The organism is Paralcaligenes ginsengisoli (assembly GCF_054781135.1).
The window spans coordinates 32,517-52,089 of the sequence record NZ_BAAGUZ010000027.1; the positions used below are offsets into that span (position 1 = coordinate 32,517).

Below are 19,573 nucleotides of genomic sequence, written 5' to 3' on the forward strand. Positions count from 1 at the left end.
GAATATCTCAAAAGTTGAAATTATCAACTAATTTTCTTATGCTCGGTTTCCCTAGGTCAGGGGGTGCCCGATCCCAATGTTCATGGGGTTTTCGGCCCTTGAGATAGAATGAGGGCTGGCATAAAAACCGGGACCATCAGGCGCATGGCAAAAACACCTATCCAGGTCACACAGCATCGCTCCGAATTCGCCGCCTACCTGACTTTCAAGCTCGATCTCGTCAAATCGGAAATGCTGCGCCAGGCTAATCTGGTCTACCGAAAGGAATTCGGGCTTGACGTGCGCTCGTTGCGCCTGTTGCGTGCCATCTGCGATAACCCGGGCGTGACCGCCACAGGCCTGAGGGAATTGACGCTGGTCGAAAAAACCATACTGTCAAAAGTCGTGGCCGAGTTGATCGCGCTGAAACTGATCCGGCGCTCGATACATCCGGACGACGCCCGCCACCATCAGCTTTGGCCGACCAAACGCGGAACGGAGCTGCGGATTGCCAGCGACGATCTCGGCCATACGATGGAATCGGCCATGCTGTCGGTGCTCTCGTCCGACGAACAGAATAATTTGAATCGCCTGCTCGACAAGCTGGCCAAAGAATTTTTAGCCAATGCCGGCCAGAAAGAAGACTGAATCGGGCCAAGTCTGGAGATACACCGATCCCGACGGGCGGCCGCAAAGGCCACTCCCACGTTGCCGCCCCTTGACTTCCAGGGCGGTATCTACGCTTGCGTGAAAAACTGAGGATGGCCGGCGCGGATTTGTTCCATGGATTCCAGAGTCCCCGACAAGTGCGTGCGCAAATGCTGTTGCGCGGCCAGGGGATCGCCGCGCACAATGGCTGCAAGGATCTGGCTATGGTCACTGACGATACGTGTGATCTTGCCCGCGGCGGGCAAATGCAATCGCCGCAAGCGATCGATATGGCCGCTGCGGCTGCGCACCAGCTTCCATAGCGCCTCTTTACCCGCGGCACTGTACATGCAGCGATGAAATTCCTGATCGGTCTCGGCAAAACCGCCGAAATCCTGTTTTTCCTGCAGCGATACCTGCCTGTCCAGCAGCGACTTCAAGGTTGCCAGCAATTCGGGAGTGCTGTTCAGGGCCAGGTCACGCACGATTTCAAGCTCGATCGCGCGGCGTAGAAAATGAGTTTCTTCGGCATGGCGGGTATCGATCAGGCTGACCTTTGTGGCCGCCTGCGGAAATACATCGATCAGTTGCTCTTCGGCCAGCCTCAGCAGGGCCTCTCGAACCGGCGTCTGGCTGACGCGGTAATCCGCCGAGAGCTGAACACGCGACAGCGGTGCCCCCGGCAGTAGCTCCAGGGAAATGATTTTATGCCGCAGCAACTCGTACAACTGCGGAGCCGCCTGTCTGTACCGATCCAATTCTGCTGTCGATGCCATAGTTAAAACCAATCGAAAGGATTTAGTTTATATAAAATTAATACTTTTTGTTAATATACTAATATATTAGTATAGTTTTCCGCAATGACTAACAAATTTTTTTCGATCAATGGAGACAATATGAAAATCGTCAAACACATCAGTTCCATTTTAATGGCTGCGCTCACCGCGGCCGGGGCAACAGCCTATGCCCAGGGGCAAAACGAAATAACCATTACCAAGCAGCCCAGCATTCTGTACTTGCCGGCGCTGGTCATGGAAAAGCAAGGCCTGATCGAAAAAGCCGCCGCGGCCGACGGCATCAAGGACCTGAAAGTGAACTGGCGCTCATTCAGCAGCGGCGGCGCATCGACCGATGCCCTGCTGTCGGGCAATGTGCAGATCGTCAATAGCGGCCTGGGCAATTTGCTGCTGCTGTGGGACCGCACCAAAGGCCAGGTCAAGGGCATTACGACCAACTCGGCGCTGCCCCTGACGCTGGTCAGCCGCGATCCGAAAATCAAGACATTGAAAGACTTCGGCCCCAAAGACAAAATAGCCGTGCCGACGGTACGCATCTCGACCCAGGCCATCTTGCTGCAAATGGCGTGTGAAAAGGCATTTGGCAAAGACAACTGGGCCAAGCTCGACGTCAATACAGTGCAATTGGGCCATCCCGATGCGGCCGCCATGCTGGCCAATCCAAAAGGCGAAATCTCCTCGCATTTCGCCGCGCCTCCTTATGACTACAAAGAACTCAAGACTGTCCCCAACGCGCACGTCATCCTGCGCTCGAACGACGTCATCGACGGCGGCCTGTCCCAATCGACGCTGTTCACCACCACCAAGTTTGCGGACGCCAATCCCAAAATCATCAAGGCTGTGCTGACCGCATCCAAAGAGGCTATCGATTACATCAAGGCCAATACCGAAAAGTCGGTCGAAATCTACCGCGAGATCAGCGGCGACAAGACCAGCGTGCCTGAGCTGCTGGACATGCTCAAACAACCCGGCATGATGGACTTCCAGATGGCTCCGGCCGGTTCCATGAAGTTCGCCGAACACATGCACAAAGTCGGCATCCTGAAAACCATGCCCAAGAAATGGACCGATTACTTCCTGCCCGCCTCCGCGTCGCTCAACGGTAATTAAGTAAGGCGGAGATCTGGAGATCAGAATGTCGTATTTGCTTGAAGTAGACACCGTAACCCTGCGGTATAAAACACCCGATAGTATTGTCACGGCCACCGACAAGGTCAGTTTTAACGTCAATAGCGGAGACCGGTTCGTATTGCTCGGCCCTTCCGGTTGCGGCAAATCCACCTTGCTCAAGGCCGTGGGCGGCTATCTGGCTCCAGAAGAAGGCGAGATCCGGATCAAGGGCAAGCCGGTCAAACGGCCAGGTTCGGATCGGATGATGGTGTTCCAGGAATTCGATCAGCTTTTGCCCTGGAAAACAGTGCTCGACAATGTCATGTTCCCCTTGCTGGTAGCGCGCAAGATGCCCAGAAAGCAGGCTGAAGAGCGCGCCAGGGCTTATGTCGAGAAGGTCCATCTGGACAAGTTCGCCGACAGCTACACCCACACCCTGTCGGGCGGCATGAAGCAGCGCGTGGCCATCGCCCGCGGCATGGCCATGGAGCCGGACATCCTGCTGATGGATGAACCTTTCGCCGCGCTCGATGCCCTGACACGACGCCAGATGCAGGACGAGCTTCTGCAGCTCTGGGAAGGCACCCGCTTCACCGTCATGTTTGTGACCCACTCGATTGCCGAAGCCATACGCATCGGCAATCGCATCCTCCTGCTCTCGCCCCACCCCGGCGAAGTCAAGGCCGAAGTCAGCAATGTCGAGGCCGTTTCGTTCGAAGACGGCTCGGCCGCGGCGCTCGAACAGGAAATACACGAGTTGTTATTCAATCAAAAAGAAGGGGCGCATTAATGGGCCAGGCAACTATCACCATGAAACAGGCGGCCGACACCTCGGCCACCAAGAATGTCGTGCTGGTACGCCAGCTGTCGGCCTGGCAAAAACTCTGGAACAATAATTTTTTCCGCAAGACCGCCATCATTATCGTGCTGGCCCTGGCCTGGGAAATTTACGGACGCCTGCTCAATAACCCTTTGCTGTTTCCCACGCTTTCCGACACGGTCCAGTCTTTCATCGACCGCATCGGCGATGGAGTCCTGCTGGCGCGCGCCTGGACCTCGATCAAGGTGCTGCTGATCGGATACGTCATAGGCATAACGCTGGCGGCCATCATTACCGTGCTGGCCATCAGCACCCGCATCGGCACGGACTTCCTGGAAGTCATGACCGCCATGTTCAACCCGCTGCCCGCCATAGCGCTGCTGCCGCTGGCCCTGATCTGGTTCGGCCTGGGCACCACCAGCATCGTCTTCGTTCTGCTGCACTCGGTGGTATGGGTGGTGGCGCTCAATACGCAGGCCGGCTTTCTTGCGGTCTCGCATACCTTGCGCATGGTGGGCAGGAATTATGAGCTGCGCGGCCTGAGCTATGTGGCCAGAATCCTGATTCCCGCAGCCTTTCCCTCGATATTGACCGGCCTGAAAATAGGCTGGGCATTTGCCTGGCGTACCCTGATCGCCGCCGAACTGGTGTTCGGGGTCGCATCCGGCAAAGGCGGCCTGGGCTGGTTCATTTTCGAAAATCGCAATCTGCTCGACATACCGGCGGTGTTTGCCGGCCTGCTGACCGTTATCATTATCGGATTGATCGTGGAAAACTTGGTCTTTCGCCTGATCGAAAAGAAAACCGTCAGGCGTTGGGGCATGCAAAGCTAACTCATACCAGGAAAACAAATGAAAACCCCGGATTCATTACGCAGCGCACGCTGGTTTGCTCCCGACGACCTGAGAGGCTTCGGACACCGGTCCAGAATCATGCAAATGGGCTACGGCCCTGACGACTGGGCTGGCAAACCGGTAATCGGCATCATCAATACCTGGTCGGATATCAATCCCTGTCACGCCCACTTCAAGCAGCGCGTCGAAGACGTCAAGCGCGGCGTGTTGCAGACGGGCGGCTTTCCCCTCGAATTGCCGGCCCTGTCGCTCGCGGAGCAATACGTCAAGCCGTCCACCATGCTGTATCGCAATATGCTGGCCATGGATGTCGAAGAACTCATCCGCTGCCACCCTATCGACGGCGTGGTGCTGATGGGCGGTTGCGACAAGACTACGCCGGCATTGCTCATGGGAGCAAGCAGCGCCGGCGTACCGGCTATTTATATACCCGCCGGCCCCATGCTGCGCGGCAATTGGGAAGGCAAGGTGCTGGGTTCGGGCTCGGATGCCTGGAAGTTCTGGGACGAGCGCCGCGCCGGCAATATCACGCCGGTGCAATGGCTGGGCATCGAAGGCGGCATCGCACGCAGCCACGGGCACTGCATGACCATGGGCACGGCCAGCACCATGACGGCCATTGCCGATGCGCTGGGCATGACTTTGCCGGGCGCATCGTCGATTCCGGCCGCCGATGTCAACCATATCCGCATGTGTGCCGAAGCCGGTCGCCGCATTGTCGATATGGTCTGGGAAGATCTGACTCCGGAAAAAATCCAGACGGTTGCCGCGTTCAAGAACGCCATTACCGTTGCCATGGCCATGGGCTGTTCCACCAATGCGATCATCCATGTCATCGCCCAGGCCCGTCGCGCGGGCTGCGATATCAGCCTGGACGATTTCGAGGCGGCAAGCCGCAAGGTGCCCGTGATTGCCAATGTGCGGCCGAGCGGCGACAAATACCTGATGGAAGATTTCTACTATGCCGGCGGCCTGCGCGCGCTCATGGGCGAGCTCAAGTCGCACCTGGATCTGAGCGTCATGACCGTCACGGGCAAGACGCTGGGGGAAAATCTGGAGGGCGCCGAAGTCTACAACCACGATGTCATCCGCAGCCTCGACAACCCCATTTACGCGGAAGGCTCGCTGGCGGTGCTCAAAGGCAACCTGGCTCCCGACGGCTGCGTAATCAAGCCGGCCGCCGCCGAAAAACGCTTCCTGAAGCACACCGGCAAGGCGCTGGTATTCAATAGCTACCCCGAAATGAAAGAGCAGATCAACCGGCCCGATCTCGATGTCACGGCCGACCATGTTCTGATCTTGCGCAATGTCGGCCCGCAGGGCGGCCCTGGCATGCCGGAATGGGGCATGATTCCAATTCCGCAAAAACTGGTCGAACAAGGGGTGCGCGACATGGTCCGCATCTCCGACGCGCGCATGAGCGGCACAAGCTACGGTGCCTGTGTGCTGCATGTGGCCCCCGAAGCGTATATTGGCGGCCCGCTTGGACTGGTCGAGAACGGCGATGAAATCTCGGTGGATGTGGCGGCACGCCGCATCCACCTGAATGTTTCCGACAGCGAACTGGAGCGTCGCAAGGCCGCGCGCAGCGCACCCGAACCCCGCTATGAGCGCGGCTACGGGTGGATGTTCACGCGCCATATCCAGCAAGCCGATCTCGGCTGTGATTTCGACTTTTTACAAACCGGATTTGGCAAACCCGTCGGTGAACCGGACATCTTCTAGGAGAACATCTCATGGCAGTACTCAGCGCAGTCATCATGAACCAGCTCAAGCAAGTCAGTGTGGCCACCGTCACTACGGCCTTGTACAAGCGCGGCTTCAGAAACCAGATGATTCAGGACGTCTACCCTGTCGGCGCCGGCAAGAAAGAACGCTTGATCGGGCCAGCCTACACACTGCGCTATATGCCGGCGCGTGAAGACCTCAATAAACTCGAGGTCTTCCGCGACCGCGAGCACCCGCAGCGCAAGGCGGTGGAAGAATGCCCGCCGGGATATGTGCTGGTGATGGACAGCCGCAAGGATGCACGGGCCGCCTCGGCAGGCGGAATATTGGTCACGCGCTTGCAGCAGCGCGGCGTGGCCGGCGTCATTACCGATGGCGGTTTTCGCGACTCAATGGAAATCGCCAGCCTGACGATGCCCGCCTATCATCACCGCCCTTCGTCGCCGACCAATCTTACGCATCATCAAGCCATCGATATCAATGTGCCGATAGGCTGCGGCGACGCGCCTGTATTTCCGGGCGACATTATTTTCGGCGATGAGGAAGGCGTGGTCGTGATCCCGGCGCATGTGGTCGAAGAGCTGGCTGAAGAAGCGGTCCAGATGACGGCCTTCGAAGACTTCGTGACGGAAAAAGTAAAGGAAGGCCGTTCGATTCTGGGCCTGTATCCGGCCACCGACCCTAAAACCCTGGACGATTTCGCTGTCTGGAGGAAGGCCAATAATCGATAGGTAATCCGCTGTTTCGTGGTGGGGTACTTATTGCGGGCGTTTTGCGTACTTAAACCGCGGCGCTGATGGCCTAGCGCATTTTTTGGTTTGGGTTGTTCATGGTATTCAACGGTTTGGTATTTGAAGACGCCGTCTATCGGGGATAGGGTCAGGACCGGCACGGCGTGCTTCATCCGGATCTACCTCGTCCAGGCGGGCGTCGGGCCAACTCACTACGCCGCTGGCGCGGCTCCGTTCAAACAGGGCCCGACGACTTCCCCCGCCTTCCCTACGGTAGCATCCGGCGCACGCCTTACGCCGGTCCTGACCCTATCCCCGATAGACGGCTCGCGTAATGGCATGCCTGGAATGAACTTGCCCGCCTCAACGTATACCTCGATGCATGATTTCAACGTTTCTCTCGGTGCATGTTTCTCTCGGTGCACGACCCCAATGCCTCTCTCTATGCATTGCCTCAACGCAAGCCGCAGGGTGGGCGGTGCTGTGTAGGCCGGCGGTAGTCCAGCGCCGGGTGCTGACGAAGGGAAGGCGGGGGCCTTCGGCGGGCGCTGTCTGAGTGTCGCCCCGCGCCGTGGGGCGACGCGAGTTCGCCCGACGCCCGCCTGGACGAGGCAGACCCGGGTAGTCGGCTAGCGCAGCTAGCCGACCGCTGGACGTGCCGGACTACACAGCACCGCCCACCCTGCGGCGTCTTTATAGAATTAACCGCGGCCAACACAGCAACGCTCAGTCCAAAGTCACTACCCAAGCCAAAAAGCGGCTCAAAAAACAAAGTGACTGAAACACACACCCAGTGCCATAAAACACTTGAACCAAAAATGCCCCAGGCGAGTCGAGCTCGCATCGCCCAGCCTTGACCTTGCCGAGACTGCCCGTGTCCGGGCCACCGGCGCCGCTCACTCACGCAAGCTGCTCAATGCGCTGCGACAATTGCCTGGCGTTCTGCACCACGAGCTCGATTAGCGCTGTTTCCGGCAATTGCAAAGGCGTGCGCTCGTCGGTCACCAGCACCAGGCTGCCCAGAATTTCCTGGTGCTCGCCAAACACTGGAGCGGCAATACCCACCACCCCTTTATCCAGCTCGCCGCGCGAAATGTAATAGCCCTGGCTGCGGATTTGCCTCAACGAACGGCTGAACGCCTTCCAGTCGCCCCCCAAGGCCATCGCATCGTCGCGCGTGAGCGGATCGAGCAGCGAAGCCTCGTACAGGCGCTTGAGCCGACGCCGCTCCATATGCGCCACGACCACATGCGCCTGCGAACCCCGGAACAGCGGCATGGGCAAACCTTTCGTATACCGCAGCCGTATGGCTTGTACCCCGGTCACATGCGCGACATTCACCAGCGTGTGATCATACATATTGCACAGCAGCACATTGGCTCCGGTAGCGCGGGCCAACGCATCCATAAGATCATGCGCCGCCGCGATGATCGGATCGCAAGTGCTGATCAGGTATTCGAGCTCGATCAGCTTCAGGCCAAGCCGATAGCGACCGAACAGCCGCGACAAAAGTCCAGCCTCGACCAGATCGGCCGCATAGCGGTAGGCCGAGGCCGGGCTCGCATCCAGGGCCTGTGCGATTTCATCGATGGTAATCAGCGGCTTGTGCTCGCCAAACAGGTTCAGGATGGTCGACACGCGGCTGATGACTGAACGCTCATTGGCCATGGCAAACCCTCCGGGCGATAAAAGCTGGATTCACACGCAACACTCCCTTATCGGTTGGCCCATTTCCAGATCACGACTGGCGGCAGGATGGAGGCTCACTTCGCGCTGACACCATGCCTGGAAATAGAACTCGGCAATTATCTCATTTAAAAAGAATATTGACATATTTTTGAATAAAAATTATGCTTTATTATCAATAAACAAGAATATTGTTATTTAATAGCCGTTATGCAGCACCTCCTGCCAAGGACTCCCATGCCCATCGAACTTAAAGCCTACCCCTTTGACTTCACCAAACGACAGTCAAGTCATTCCAGTCTGCCGAACAACACCCGGCACCCGGTGGTCATCGTCGGGGGCGGTGTGGCCGGCCTTACCGCCGCGGTCGCCCTGGCCCGGCAAGGCATACCTTCGGTCGTGATCGAAGCCGACGATACAGTCTGCTACGGTAGCCGGGCCATCTGCATTTCACGCCGCAGCCTGGAGATCTTCGAGCGCATCGGCGCTGTCGATGCGATTCTGGCCAAGGGCCTGGCCTGGACGGGGGGCCGGTCCTACTACCGCGACACCGAGGTGCTGCACTTCACCATGCCCCATGATGAAAACCAGAAACTGCCGCCCATGATCAATATCCAGCAATACTATCTGGAAGAATTCCTGGTCCAGGCGGCCGAACGCTACCCCGAACTGATCGATATCCGCTGGGGCGCCAAAGTAACGGGCGTACAAAACGAAGCCGATGGCGTGCGGTTGAATATCGTCGAGGCCGAACAAACCTACCGCCTGGAAGCCGACTGGGTGCTGGCCAGCGACGGCGGCCGCAGCCTCATGCGCGAGGCCTTGGGCCTGCAACTGGAAGGCACGGCCTACGAAGGCCGCTACGTCATTGCCGATATCGCGCTGGAATCCGCCCTGCCCACCGAACGCCTGGCCTGGTTCGATCCTCCATCCAATCCCGGATCAACCCTGCTCATGCACAAGCAGCCGGACAATATCTGGCGCATCGATTACCAGTTGCGCGACGATGAAGACCCCGAAGAAGCGGTAAAACCCGAAAACGTATTGCCGCGGGTCCAGGCCCACCTGGAAATGATAGGCGAAACAGGCCGCTGGGAACCACTCTGGATCACCATCTACAAGGCCAACGCCCTGACGCTAGGCAAGTATCGCCACGGGCGCGTCCTGTTCGCCGGTGATGCCGCCCATCTGGTCCCTATTTTTGGGGTCCGTGGTGCCAACTCTTCTATCGATGACGCCGACAATCTGAGCTGGAAGCTGGCCAGCGTCATCAAAGGCCACGCACACGAATCCCTGCTCGACGCCTATTCCGAGGAGCGTGTATTCGCCGCCCGCGAAAACCTGAAAAGCGGTATGAAAAGCACCGAATTCATGGCTCCTCCCACTTTCGCCTTCAAGCTCATGCGCGAAGCCGTGCTGAATCTCTCGGTGGATACTCCGGCCATACGCAGCCTGATCAATCCGCGGCAAACCAGCGCCATTGCCTATGCCGACTCAAGCCTGAATGCAGCAGGCAGCGAAGACTCCGCATTTATCGGCGGGCCGCCGGCCGGCACCGTACTCAGCAACGTTCCACTCAAGCTTTGGCGCAAAGGGCTGGAAGGCACACCCACTCATCTGAGCGACCAGATCAAGGCGGGTCAGTTCCTCGTCCTGCATTTTTGCACGGAAGGCCGGGCGGCGGCCGGCCTCGCCGCTGCCGTCGCCAAGCTCCAATCCTGCCAGTTGCCGGTGCGATTGGCATTGCTCAGCCGCGAGCCGGCCGCCGAGGCAAGCGACTGCGATTTTCTGCTGGATGCACAGGGTACGGCTTTCGGGCTGTACGACGCCACCCCGGGCACCAGCTACATCCTGCGGCCCGACGGCTACGTGCTGGGGCGCTGGCGCACCGCGTCAGGCGACATCCTCGAACAGGCTATCCGCGCTTGCCTGGAAGGCGCCTCGAATCAACAGGAGCTTGCATGAACGAACTCGACCTGGACCGTGTCTACACCCATCTGTGCAAATCGCTAAGCGAAGTCGGCGAATCCCAGGCCAATCAGGCACTTGCCCGGTTCGCCCTGCTGGCCATGCTTGAAATCGACAATGCCGACAAAATTGAAGTGCTGATCGAACGCGCCATGAAATGCTGATGGAACGCGTTATTTCATAGCGACAGCCCTTGCGCCGCCCGGCTGCGGCGGATTCATCGACATAGGGGTGGCCCTTGTGCCCGCCCGCCTGTTCGGCCGCCGCGTTGCTGCGGGCGGGCACAAGGCCCGCGCCTACGGGTATTTGCGGCGACTCAGGCGCGAACCTGTTGAATCACATCATCGAGGCGCCGCAACATCAGGTCGATTTCCTCGGCGGTGACATTGAGCGACGGCATGAAGCGCAGCAAGTTCGGGCGCGGCGAATTGAGCAGCATGCCCTCTGGACTGCTGTTGCGGGCCGTTTCCACAATGGCGGCGCCATCGTCGCGATCCATGATGAGCGCGCGCAGCAGGCCCACGCCCCGCTCTCCCTTCATGCCCCACTTGGCCGACAGCCTTGCGAGGCCTTCCGACAATTGCTGGCTGCGGTCGTTGACGGCCTCCATGAAGCCCGGCGCGGTCAGCTCGTCGAACACAGCCACACCCACCGCCGTCATCAGTGGGTTGCCATTGTAGGTGCCGCCCTGGTCGCCATGCGAGAAGCACGACACGGCTTCCCGCGCGCACAAAGCCGCCAGCGGCACACCGGCGCCTATGCCTTTGCCCAGGGTCATGATGTCGGGCGTAATGCCGGCATGCTCGTACGCAAACAGCTTGCCGGTGCGGCCCATCCCGGTTTGCACTTCGTCGACAATCAGCAGCAGGCCATGCTCATCGGCCAGCTTGCGCAAAGCCTGCATGAATTCGGCTGTAGCCGGGATCACCCCGCCTTCGCCCTGCACGGGTTCGAGCATGATGGCGACCGTTTGCGCATCGATCAGGGCCCGCACCGAAGCTATATCGTTCAGGTCGGCTTTCGGGAAGCCGTCGACCTGAGGTGCGAAAATGGTATCCCAGCCGGGCTTGCCCGACGCCGACATGGTGGCTATCGTGCGCCCATGGAAGCTGTGGTCGAAAGTAATGATCTTGTAGGCGCCCTTGCGGTTCAATTGGCCCCACTTTCGAGCCAGCTTGATCGCCCCTTCATTGGCCTCGGCGCCGCTATTGGCAAAAAAGATGCGATCGAAGCACGACGCGCCGGTCAGGCGCATGGCCAGCTTGATCGACGGCTCGTTGTAAAAGGCCGGCGAGGGATTCAGCAGCTTTGCCGACTGTTCGTTGATGGCCTTGACCACGGACGCGGGGCAATGGCCCAGACAATTCACCGCCCACCCCTGCACGAAATCCAGATATCGCTTGCCGTTGTGATCCTCGAGCCAGGAACCATTGCCACGGACAAACACCAGCTCTGGACGTGAAGTGATTTCCATGAGTGCGTTCACGTCCGACTGATTAAATTTCATTTTGACATCCTTGAGGAAAGGGAGGGTGATGAACAAAAGATCCCAGGCAACTGCAGGCTTTCCGGGACACACGGCGCCCTGAAAACAGGAGATTTTAACAATCCCGCTGCAGAAGATTACTTCGGAATTATAAAGATCAAATTGGCACGCAACCAATCAGGCCTGTAAAACGAGCCAACATCGATCGTGCGCACCGGTGATGGGGGTACGAGGCCCGCCCACATCAATTGCGGGCTTTGCCGCTGAATATCTTCTGCGCAAACCGCGGTCCGAAGACATTGAGCGCCAGCCCAAGCATGACCACCGCCCCGCCCACCCATTGGATCAGGCTCAGATGCTCGTCCAGCAGCAGCCACGACGAAACCAGGCCAATAACCGGTATCAGCAGGCTCAGGGGAGCAATCTTGCTGACGGGGTGCCTGCCCAGCAGGCGCCCCCACAACACATAACCGACAATCGTTGCCACCAGCGCCAGGTAGATGACCGAGGCCACGCCAACAGCGCTGATACTCAGGAGACTGTGCCGAATCCGCGCCGGACCCTCGATTACCCAGGACAGCACGAAAAACGGGATGGGCGGAATCAGTGCGGCCCATACCACCAGCCCAAGCATATCCACCTTGCCGATGCGCTTGACGACGATATTCCCGCAGGCCCAGGACAGCGCCGCGCACAGGGTCAGGATAAAGCCCAGCACCGAAACGCTGCCAGGCAGCGCCCCCTGTTCAATCAGCACCAGCCCCAAGACCGCAACCACTATGCCAAGCACACTGGGCCAGCGCACACGCTCGCCCAGGAACAGGGCGGCTATCAGCACGGTGAAAAAAGCCTGCGACTGCAACACCAGCGAGGCCAGGCCCGCCGGCATGCCAACGTATATCGCCGTGAACAGAAAGACAAACTGTCCAAAGCTCAGCGTCAGGGCATACAAGAACAGCGAACGCCATGCAAGCAAAGGACGCTTGATGAAAAAGACGGCGGGAAACGCCACCAGGCCAAACCGCAATCCTCCCAGCAACAGAGGGGGAATCTCGTGCAGGCCTACCTTGATCACCACGAAATTGATGCCCCAGGCGCTTATCACGGCCAAAGCAGCCAGCCAGTCACGAACGGGCATTTCCAATCCTCAAGGTGTTATGCGCGACTATTTTGCCTGAAGCCGAAAAAATATGTTCGACCTATCTTTGTCGCAATTGTCCAGCTAGGGCCCGCGCGACCTTGTATAGTTAGCAAAGCAGGCCGAGTCATGCAAGCACATGGGCTCGGCCCGATTTTTCCGATACAGCAAGAAAATCAGGTTCGATATGTCAATCTCCGTCTTGAGTTTGCACAGCTACCCCGTCAAATCATGCGCGGGCCTTGCGCACGAAACCGCGCCCATCACCGCCGCCGGCATGCCCTTCGATCGGAACTGGGTCATCGTGGACCAGCACGGAATCTTCATGACCCAGCGCAGTTACGCCAGGATGGCTTTGATCCAGCCCGGGCTCGATGCCGATTGCCTGAGCCTGAGCGCGCCCGGCATGCCCGCCATCGCCATCGCCTTGCGCAGCACCGACCCTGCTCCCACGCAGGTTCCCGTACGCATCTGGAGCTCCGATACCCTAGGCTACGACGAAGGCGATTCGCCAGCGCAATGGCTAAGTCAATTCTTGAATCTGCCTTGCCGCCTGTTGCGCGTACACCCGCAAGCCGCCCGGATCGCCAGCAAAAAGCATGTCGATGCCTGGCTCGGGAAACACAAACACTGGGAGCCCGATTTCCCGGCCCGTCACCAGTTCGCCTTCGCCGACGGCTTCCCCTTTCTTGTTGCCAACCAGGCCTCGCTGGACGAACTGAACCAACAACTGCAGGAAAAAGGACAAGCGCCTGTACCCATGAACCGCTTTCGTCCGAATATCGTCGTGCAGGGACTCGCTCCCTTCGAGGAAGACTATCTCGGCGGAATGCGCATCGGCTCGCTGGCCTTTGCCTTCGTTAAAGCCTGCGCCCGCTGCCCCATACCCAATATCGATCAGGCAACGGCCCTATCGGCGGCCGAACCCGGCCTTACTCTGGCCGCGCACCGCAGCTTCGAGGAAGGGGTATTGTTTGGTGTCAATGCCGTGGTGGCGGGACCCAGCTCGCAGTTGAGCACGGGCGACTACGTAGAGCCCGAATTCGACCTCTAAGCTGCCTGGCTGCTGCGCCCGAAATACTTTTCCAGGCGTCCCTGTACGCGTTCGAGGCACAGACTCAGCACCCAGTAGATGCCAGCGGCGGCCAGGTACAAGGGCAGCGGCTGGAAGGTGGTTGCAATCACATCCTTGGTGGCCAGCAGCAACTCGGTCACGGTAATGACCGACACCAGCGACGTATCCTTGATCAGGCTGATCAAGGTATTGCTCATGGATGGCACCGCAAGGCGCAAAGCCTGAGGCAGGACCACATAATAAAGGTTCTGCCAGTAAGTCAGGCCCAGGCTGTAGCCTGCGGACCACTGCCCACGCGCAATACCTAGAATGGCCCCGCGCAGGCTTTCGGAAATATAGGCTCCCGCATTCAGACTCAAGGCAAGGATGCCCGCAGTCAGCGGATCGAATGAAATGCCTATGCCCGGCAAGCCGTAGTAAATAATAAACACCTGCACCAATAATGGGGTGCCCCGCATAAGGCTCACATACACGGAAGCCGGCCATCGGCTCAGACGGCTCGGCACAATGCGCGCCACGGCGATCGCGAACCCGATCAGCAAACCGCCCAGCATGGCCGCAAAGGCAAAGATAAGCGTATAGCCGGTTCCCTTCAAAAGAATCGGCGCCGCTACCTTCATCAATTCCAAAAAATTCATACTTGATCCATAAGCCGGCTTGCAGACAAAACGGCATTTCAAAGCGCCGTACCTACCGCGGCACTGACGGCGAACGCGTGTGAAATGGCGCTGCCGCTCGACAAAATGCCGCGCAAACGCGCGGCATGCCATCGCCGCCGAATAATGCAAAGTCCCCGCAAACGCTTTATACGCCTGCGGGGACGAGTCATCCAGCTATTTTTTAATAGCGCCCGCCAGACATACCGCGTGGTCCTGTTCCACGGAAACCGTCTTGCACGGCAAAAAATGACTTTGAAAGCGCGGGGCAGGCACAAGGGCCGCCCCTGCGAAACACAGAGCCAGCCTAATCAGCCTTGCGAACCTTGCTGACGTCGATGCCGAACCATTTATTGGAGATCTTGGCAAACTCGCCGTCTTTGAACGAATCTTCCAGCGCCTTGTTCACGGCCGCCTCGAACTTCGGATTACCCTTCTTGAAAGGAATGCCGTTGAACTTTGGATCGCCCACAATCGCGCCGCCCTTGATTGGGATATTGGACGTCTTGACCAGATAAGCCGTCATCAGTTGATCGTTAAGCGCCGCATCGACTCGCTTCCCAACCAGGTCGGACAGGTATTCGGGGGCACCCGGATAACTCTTGACGACAACGCCGGCCTGCGCCTTGGCAAGCGCCTCGTAATTGCTGCCCTGGGACACTCCCAGCTTCTTGCCCTTCAGGTCGGCGAAACTCTTGTACTGGCTGGTGTCGTCCTTGCGCAATATCAGTTGCGGGCTGGACGCGACATAAGGAACCGAAAAATCGAAGGTCTTTTTGCGTTCGGGCGTAATGCCCACCTGGTTGACAATCACATCGAATTTGCCTGACTCGAGGCCGGCCAAAATCCCGCTCCATTCCGTTTTGACGAACTGAACCTTCACGCCCAATTTGCCGGCAACCAGTTTCGCCACATCCACATCGAAACCATCGAGTTGCTGTGTTTTGGTGTCGACAAAGTTAAACGGAGGGTAGGTCCCTTCAAGGCCCACAATCAGTGTGCCGCGCGCCTTGACGGTGTCGAGCAAATCCGCGGCATGCGCGGAAACCGTCATCAGCGTTGCAAAAGCCATGGTTCCGGCAGCCAGCGCACTACGTACGTACTTTGTCAATTTCATTTGATTTCCTGCTGAATAAGATGCGGAGCACCCAACGCGCCCGCGCCAGATATTCCCCCTGCATATATGCTCATGCTAACAATATTGAAGCGGCTTGATAACGATTTCATAATTACTTATATATATCTAAAATGAATATAAAAGCAATGACATGGCCGTTTCCGTTATTTAATTGGCTGCGCCCTTATGCCAACCATTGCGCCGGGCTGCTGCCCAAGGCGTTGGCGGGATAATCCCATCGCATGGGCGCGCCCTGGACGTCGCAGGGTGGCCTGAGCCGGTGCGTGGGCCCCCAGGAGGTAAGTTCGATTTCGGGGCTGCAGTCATCCGCGATCTCCGGCTCCAATGCCGCCATCGCCCGCGAGGCCGGGCGGGACGCCAGCAACACGGCCGTGCGCGCCAGCGACAAGCGCGTCGTCGACCCCAGTCCCGTGACCAGGCGCCCGGTCAGGGCACGCACTACCGCGGCCGCCATTAAATAACCGCTGGCCTGGTCCAGCGCCTGCACCGGCAAGGGTGTCGGCTTATCCTTGCCGTAATGCTGCATGCCGGCATGGGCAAAACCATTGCTCATCTGCACCAGGCTATCGAAACCGCGCCGGGTGTTCCAGGGCCCCGTCCAACCATACGCATCCAGGCACACATCCACCAGGCCCGGCCGTATCAGTTGCCGGACTTCCGCCCCCAGGCCCATGCGCTCCAGGGCGTCGGCCCGATAGCCGTGCACCAGAATGTCGGCGCCGCCCAGCAGGGCCTTGAACTGTTCCAGCTGCGCCAGGTCGCGAAAATCCAGTTGCGCGCAGCGCTTGCCCAAGGTGACTTCGGGCACCAGGCCCGGTTCGACCCAGAACGGCGGATCCACGCGCAACACCTGCGCCCCATAAGCGGCCAGAAATCGCGTACACACCGGCCCCGCCAGCACACGCGTGAGATCCAGCACCTTCAGCCCCGCCAAAGGCCGAGCTGGCGTCCCCCGCAAATCGCCCGGGGGGCCGGCACTGGCCTCCTGATAATGAAAGAGCGGCTCGGCAGCCACCGCCTGGCCTTGAGGGTGATGCGCCCATTCGTCTTGCGAGCGCATCATCGCCGCGCAGCCGCCGGCCTGGACAATAGCCGTTTCAAGTTCCAGGGCATCCCAGGACGCCACCGCCCGCGCTACCGCCTCGTGGTCGGCCTCCACTCCCAGTACCCGCAGCTCCGCGGCGCGATGGTGCGGCATATTGGCATGCAGGCGAACCCAGCCGTCCCTGCTTCTGTAGTCGCCCGTAACGGGATCCCTGACATCGGGGGGACTCCAGCCCTGAGGCCGCAACGACGCGCCAGACCAGAAAGAAGCCAGGCGGCGATCCACCGTAACGGAGGGGCGGCTGCCAAAGCGATGCCCTATGTACTCGGCCACCGCCAGGCCGGCCGAGCCAACCGCGGCAACCGCCAGTTCGGTAACGGCGAACGCCGAGGGCAAGGAACCCGCACCTGTCGCATCAAAGCCGCTGGCGTCGAACACAGACGGCTCCGCTGACATGGCCCGCAGGAACGTGTGTATTACAGAAGAATTGTCCATGGCTGCTCCCGGCAAGACTAAAACTGCATCAGCAAAGCGTCAGCTGCACTCCCTGGTGAACCAGGTCATCGGCCTGCGCGTCGCGCGCCGACAGGCTGCCGACTCGCACCCCCAGAAGGCGGATCCGGTGATCCAGAGTGATGCGCTTCAAGCAGGCGCCCGCGGCGCGATGTATGACAGCCGCGTCGGCCGTGGCCTCAGGCAAGGTAATGTCGCGCGTGACAGTACGAAAATCATCGAAGCGCAGCTTTATGCCTATAGTACGTCCAAGGTACGCTTTGCGCTGCAGGTCGCCAGCCAGTTGCGTGCACAGGCGCCGAAACACTTCGGACAGCGCCGCGCGATCGCGCACCACGTGCAGATCGCGCTCGAAAGTCGTTTCGCGGCTCAGCGATTTCGGTTCGGAATGGGTCACGACCGGCCTCTCGTCCGTGCCATGAGCCACCTCGACCAGCCAGCGCGCGTAGCTAAGTCCGAAATGTTCCTGCAGCAAGGCCGGAGCCGCCCGCGCCAGCTCCGCCACCGTGTTGATTCCCAAGCCGGCCAGGCGGGCGCCTGCCTTGGGCCCAATGCCATTGATCTTGCGCACCGACAAAGGCCAGATGCGCTGTTCCAGATCGTCCAGGCTCAAAATCGTCAGGCCATCGGGCTTTTCCAGATCCGAGCCGATTTTCGACAGCAGCTTGTTGGGGGAGATGCCGATCGAACAGGACAAGCCGGTAGCCGTCTTGACGGCATCCTTGATTCGTTGCCCCAACTCGCGAGACGGCTCGGAGTGAGAGCTCAGATCGATATAAATCTCGTCGATGCCGCGATCTTCGATCGCAGGCGCCACGGCGGCCACCGCGTCTTTGAAAAGCCTTGAATATCGACGATACGCCGCGAAATCCACCGGCAGCAAAACCGCATCGGGGGCCAGTTGCGCAGCCTTCATCATGCCCATGGCCGAAAATACCCCCAGGGCTCGGGCTTCGTAAGTCGAAGTCGTAATCACGCCGCGGCCGGTGTAGTCGCGCAGGCACGCAAAAATGTGCGTGCCATCGGCCTGCTTGCGGGGCTGTGTGTTGCTTCCGGCGCCTATCACCACCGGCAGGCCCCGCAGCTCGGGGTAGCGCAACAATTCGACCGACGCGTAAAACGCATCCATATCCAGATGTGCGATACGGCGTAGAGCTTCTTGAGAGGGTGAATTCTTTAATTCCATGATCAATCAGAATACTCAGCGAGGCGGGTCGAAGTTTACAGATTGCCGCAATGCCGCCAACACGGCAGCCAGCGCGGGACTCTCTTCCGCCTCCGCCCATACCATGCCGATCGGGCCTACATCATATTTTAATTGCAACGGCAAAACCGCAAGAGCGCCTAAACCCGAATAGAGGCCCGCAGCGCTTTTAGAAATCACATTCAGGCTTTCAGTCTTGCTTAAAAGTACCAGATTGACGGTGGGCGAGGCCGATTCCACCCACGGAGTCCGGGGGCCCAGGTTCTCGTCCAGAAAAGTGGCATCGATGGCACGCCGCAACGCCGTATTCCTTGGCGGCAGTATCCACGGATAGGCTACCGTATCGCGCCAGGCCAGGCTTTTTTTCTTCAAAAGCGGGTGCCTCTTGTTCACGACGACACAATGCGGATCCTGATACAGCGCCTCTACCCGCACGTTGCCCGCGAATGCCCGCTCATCCAGCCGCCCCACGATCAAATCGAGCTCGTGCCTTTCGAAGCGCGCCCACAATCCGGCCGCGATATCCTCGACGACTTCCATCTGTATCAATTCCGATTGCTGGCGCAGGCGAATAACGGCATCGGGCAATAACTCCGTTCCAGTAACCAGCATCGTTCCAACCCGCACCATGCTTTGCCCGCCCAGCGCAAGAGTTTCGAGTTCGCTTTGCAATTGCCGTGAATCATTTATGACGCGGCGCACATACCTCAGGACGGCGGGTAAATACGGAGTGGGCTTGATCTGCCGGCCTCGGGAAAACAAGGCGACGCCCAGGGCATCCTCTGTTTCCGCCAATTGTTGCGATACCGCCGGCTGGCTGCTTCCGAGCGCGGCCGCCGCGGCTGTCAGGCTGCCATGCTCCGCAATCGCCAGCAGCACTTCAAAATGCCGCAATTTCAGGCGCCGCAAGCGCAGCGCCATTTGATGCGCACTCTCATCCATGGTATTTCCTTATGGATCCATAGCTTCTTGCCCGTATATCTTTATAACAAACAGG

18 protein-coding genes are annotated in these 19,573 nt (G+C 59.0%); 9 read left to right on the top strand and 9 right to left on the bottom strand.

Translation table 11 applies throughout. From position 1 onward, the window contains the following. Positions 1-144: 144 nt before the first annotated feature. A complete protein-coding gene (locus tag ACYVIS_RS13005; protein ID WP_232741813.1) occupies positions 145-627 on the top strand; it encodes a MarR family winged helix-turn-helix transcriptional regulator in 483 nt (160 codons plus the stop codon). Between the two features lie 89 nt (positions 628-716). Here ACYVIS_RS13005 and ACYVIS_RS13010 read toward each other — a convergent pair whose 3' ends face one another. After that, on the bottom strand, positions 717-1,403 hold the full coding sequence (locus tag ACYVIS_RS13010) for a GntR family transcriptional regulator (RefSeq protein WP_460874144.1): 687 nt from the start codon (positions 1,401-1,403) through the stop codon (positions 717-719). Between the two features lie 120 nt (positions 1,404-1,523). Between ACYVIS_RS13010 and ACYVIS_RS13015 the strand changes: the two genes are divergently transcribed. The 5 genes from ACYVIS_RS13015 to ACYVIS_RS13035 are packed head-to-tail and all read left to right on the top strand — an operon-like array spanning position 1,524 to position 6,667. Then, on the top strand, positions 1,524-2,534 hold the full coding sequence (locus ACYVIS_RS13015) for an ABC transporter substrate-binding protein (protein WP_232741815.1): 1,011 nt from the start codon (positions 1,524-1,526) through the stop codon (positions 2,532-2,534). 25 nt (positions 2,535-2,559) lie between these two features. Continuing rightward, a complete protein-coding gene (locus ACYVIS_RS13020; protein ID WP_232741816.1) occupies positions 2,560-3,324 on the top strand; it encodes an ABC transporter ATP-binding protein in 765 nt (254 codons plus the stop codon). Beyond that, positions 3,324-4,187 (top strand): ABC transporter permease, encoded by an 864-nt coding sequence (locus ACYVIS_RS13025; protein ID WP_232741817.1) that lies wholly within the window; start codon positions 3,324-3,326, stop codon positions 4,185-4,187. The genes ACYVIS_RS13020 and ACYVIS_RS13025 overlap by 1 nt, the downstream gene beginning before the upstream one ends. 18 nt (positions 4,188-4,205) lie before the next feature. After that, positions 4,206-5,933 carry an L-arabinonate dehydratase gene (gene araD / locus ACYVIS_RS13030; RefSeq protein ID WP_232741818.1) on the top strand — a complete coding sequence of 576 codons (1,728 nt, stop codon included), beginning with the start codon at positions 4,206-4,208 and terminating at the stop codon, positions 5,931-5,933. Between the two features lie 11 nt (positions 5,934-5,944). Next, entirely contained in the window at positions 5,945-6,667 is a 723-nt protein-coding gene (locus ACYVIS_RS13035; RefSeq protein ID WP_460874145.1) for a ribonuclease activity regulator RraA, read from the top strand. 900 nt (positions 6,668-7,567) lie between these two features. Here ACYVIS_RS13035 and ACYVIS_RS13040 read toward each other — a convergent pair. Further along, positions 7,568-8,335 carry an IclR family transcriptional regulator gene (locus ACYVIS_RS13040; protein WP_232741820.1) on the bottom strand — a complete coding sequence of 256 codons (768 nt, stop codon included), beginning with the start codon at positions 8,333-8,335 and terminating at the stop codon, positions 7,568-7,570. 255 nt (positions 8,336-8,590) lie between these two features. On the opposite strand from ACYVIS_RS13040, the gene ACYVIS_RS13045 reads away from it, so the two are divergent. Both ACYVIS_RS13045 and ACYVIS_RS13050 read left to right on the top strand, forming a co-directional pair. Further along, a complete protein-coding gene (locus tag ACYVIS_RS13045) occupies positions 8,591-10,318 on the top strand; it encodes an FAD-dependent oxidoreductase (RefSeq protein WP_460874146.1) in 1,728 nt (575 codons plus the stop codon). Next, a complete protein-coding gene (locus ACYVIS_RS13050) occupies positions 10,315-10,485 on the top strand; it encodes a hypothetical protein (protein WP_232741822.1) in 171 nt (56 codons plus the stop codon). The genes ACYVIS_RS13045 and ACYVIS_RS13050 overlap by 4 nt, the downstream gene beginning before the upstream one ends. A gap of 152 nt (positions 10,486-10,637) precedes the next feature. Here ACYVIS_RS13050 and ACYVIS_RS13055 read toward each other — a convergent pair whose 3' ends face one another. Together ACYVIS_RS13055 and ACYVIS_RS13060 are read right to left on the bottom strand one after the other, a co-directional pair. Further along, on the bottom strand, positions 10,638-11,828 hold the full coding sequence (locus ACYVIS_RS13055; RefSeq protein WP_460874147.1) for an acetylornithine transaminase: 1,191 nt from the start codon (positions 11,826-11,828) through the stop codon (positions 10,638-10,640). Between the two features lie 223 nt (positions 11,829-12,051). Beyond that, on the bottom strand, positions 12,052-12,945 hold the full coding sequence (locus ACYVIS_RS13060) for an EamA family transporter (RefSeq protein WP_460874148.1): 894 nt from the start codon (positions 12,943-12,945) through the stop codon (positions 12,052-12,054). A gap of 187 nt (positions 12,946-13,132) precedes the next feature. Between ACYVIS_RS13060 and ACYVIS_RS13065 the strand changes: the two genes are divergently transcribed. Beyond that, the gene (locus ACYVIS_RS13065) at positions 13,133-13,999 is read left to right on the top strand and encodes an MOSC domain-containing protein (RefSeq protein ID WP_460874149.1); all 867 of its coding nucleotides are present in this window, start codon (positions 13,133-13,135) and stop codon (positions 13,997-13,999) included. Here the strand turns inward: ACYVIS_RS13065 and ACYVIS_RS13070 are convergent. The 5 genes from ACYVIS_RS13070 to ACYVIS_RS13090 all read right to left on the bottom strand — a co-directional run bounded on the left by ACYVIS_RS13070 (position 13,996) and on the right by ACYVIS_RS13090 (position 19,518). Beyond that, on the bottom strand, positions 13,996-14,658 hold the full coding sequence (locus ACYVIS_RS13070) for an amino acid ABC transporter permease (RefSeq protein ID WP_232741826.1): 663 nt from the start codon (positions 14,656-14,658) through the stop codon (positions 13,996-13,998). The genes ACYVIS_RS13065 and ACYVIS_RS13070 overlap by 4 nt on opposite strands. 325 nt (positions 14,659-14,983) lie before the next feature. Beyond that, positions 14,984-15,793 carry a transporter substrate-binding domain-containing protein gene (locus ACYVIS_RS13075; protein WP_370635886.1) on the bottom strand — a complete coding sequence of 270 codons (810 nt, stop codon included), beginning with the start codon at positions 15,791-15,793 and terminating at the stop codon, positions 14,984-14,986. Positions 15,794-15,977: 184 nt separating this feature from the next. Continuing rightward, positions 15,978-17,354, bottom strand: coding sequence for a CoA transferase (locus ACYVIS_RS13080; protein ID WP_460874150.1), 1,377 nt, complete (start codon positions 17,352-17,354; stop codon positions 15,978-15,980). Positions 17,355-17,382: 28 nt separating this feature from the next. Then, the gene (gene dinB, locus ACYVIS_RS13085; RefSeq protein ID WP_460874151.1) at positions 17,383-18,558 is read right to left on the bottom strand and encodes a DNA polymerase IV; all 1,176 of its coding nucleotides are present in this window, start codon (positions 18,556-18,558) and stop codon (positions 17,383-17,385) included. 15 nt (positions 18,559-18,573) lie between these two features. After that, the gene (locus tag ACYVIS_RS13090; RefSeq protein ID WP_232741829.1) at positions 18,574-19,518 is read right to left on the bottom strand and encodes a LysR family transcriptional regulator; all 945 of its coding nucleotides are present in this window, start codon (positions 19,516-19,518) and stop codon (positions 18,574-18,576) included. Positions 19,519-19,573: the final 55 nt, after the last annotated feature.

Excerpts from the sequence above, each read along its gene's own strand:
- ACYVIS_RS13005 (WP_232741813.1), top strand. The coding sequence starts at position 145 with ATGGCAAAAACACCTATCCAGGTCACACAGCATCGCTCCGAATTCGCC.
- ACYVIS_RS13010 (WP_460874144.1), bottom strand. The coding sequence starts at position 1,403 with ATGGCATCGACAGCAGAATTGGATCGGTACAGACAGGCGGCTCCGCAG.
- ACYVIS_RS13015 (WP_232741815.1), top strand. The coding sequence starts at position 1,524 with ATGAAAATCGTCAAACACATCAGTTCCATTTTAATGGCTGCGCTCACC.
- ACYVIS_RS13020 (WP_232741816.1), top strand. The coding sequence starts at position 2,560 with ATGTCGTATTTGCTTGAAGTAGACACCGTAACCCTGCGGTATAAAACA.
- ACYVIS_RS13025 (WP_232741817.1), top strand. The coding sequence starts at position 3,324 with ATGGGCCAGGCAACTATCACCATGAAACAGGCGGCCGACACCTCGGCC.
- araD (WP_232741818.1), top strand. The coding sequence starts at position 4,206 with ATGAAAACCCCGGATTCATTACGCAGCGCACGCTGGTTTGCTCCCGAC.
- ACYVIS_RS13035 (WP_460874145.1), top strand. The coding sequence starts at position 5,945 with ATGGCAGTACTCAGCGCAGTCATCATGAACCAGCTCAAGCAAGTCAGT.
- ACYVIS_RS13040 (WP_232741820.1), bottom strand. The coding sequence starts at position 8,335 with ATGGCCAATGAGCGTTCAGTCATCAGCCGCGTGTCGACCATCCTGAAC.
- ACYVIS_RS13045 (WP_460874146.1), top strand. The coding sequence starts at position 8,591 with ATGCCCATCGAACTTAAAGCCTACCCCTTTGACTTCACCAAACGACAG.
- ACYVIS_RS13050 (WP_232741822.1), top strand. The coding sequence starts at position 10,315 with ATGAACGAACTCGACCTGGACCGTGTCTACACCCATCTGTGCAAATCG.
- ACYVIS_RS13055 (WP_460874147.1), bottom strand. The coding sequence starts at position 11,828 with ATGAAATTTAATCAGTCGGACGTGAACGCACTCATGGAAATCACTTCA.
- ACYVIS_RS13060 (WP_460874148.1), bottom strand. The coding sequence starts at position 12,945 with ATGCCCGTTCGTGACTGGCTGGCTGCTTTGGCCGTGATAAGCGCCTGG.
- ACYVIS_RS13065 (WP_460874149.1), top strand. The coding sequence starts at position 13,133 with ATGTCAATCTCCGTCTTGAGTTTGCACAGCTACCCCGTCAAATCATGC.
- ACYVIS_RS13070 (WP_232741826.1), bottom strand. The coding sequence starts at position 14,658 with ATGAATTTTTTGGAATTGATGAAGGTAGCGGCGCCGATTCTTTTGAAG.
- ACYVIS_RS13075 (WP_370635886.1), bottom strand. The coding sequence starts at position 15,793 with ATGAAATTGACAAAGTACGTACGTAGTGCGCTGGCTGCCGGAACCATG.
- ACYVIS_RS13080 (WP_460874150.1), bottom strand. The coding sequence starts at position 17,354 with ATGGACAATTCTTCTGTAATACACACGTTCCTGCGGGCCATGTCAGCG.
- dinB (WP_460874151.1), bottom strand. The coding sequence starts at position 18,558 with ATGGAATTAAAGAATTCACCCTCTCAAGAAGCTCTACGCCGTATCGCA.
- ACYVIS_RS13090 (WP_232741829.1), bottom strand. The coding sequence starts at position 19,518 with ATGGATGAGAGTGCGCATCAAATGGCGCTGCGCTTGCGGCGCCTGAAA.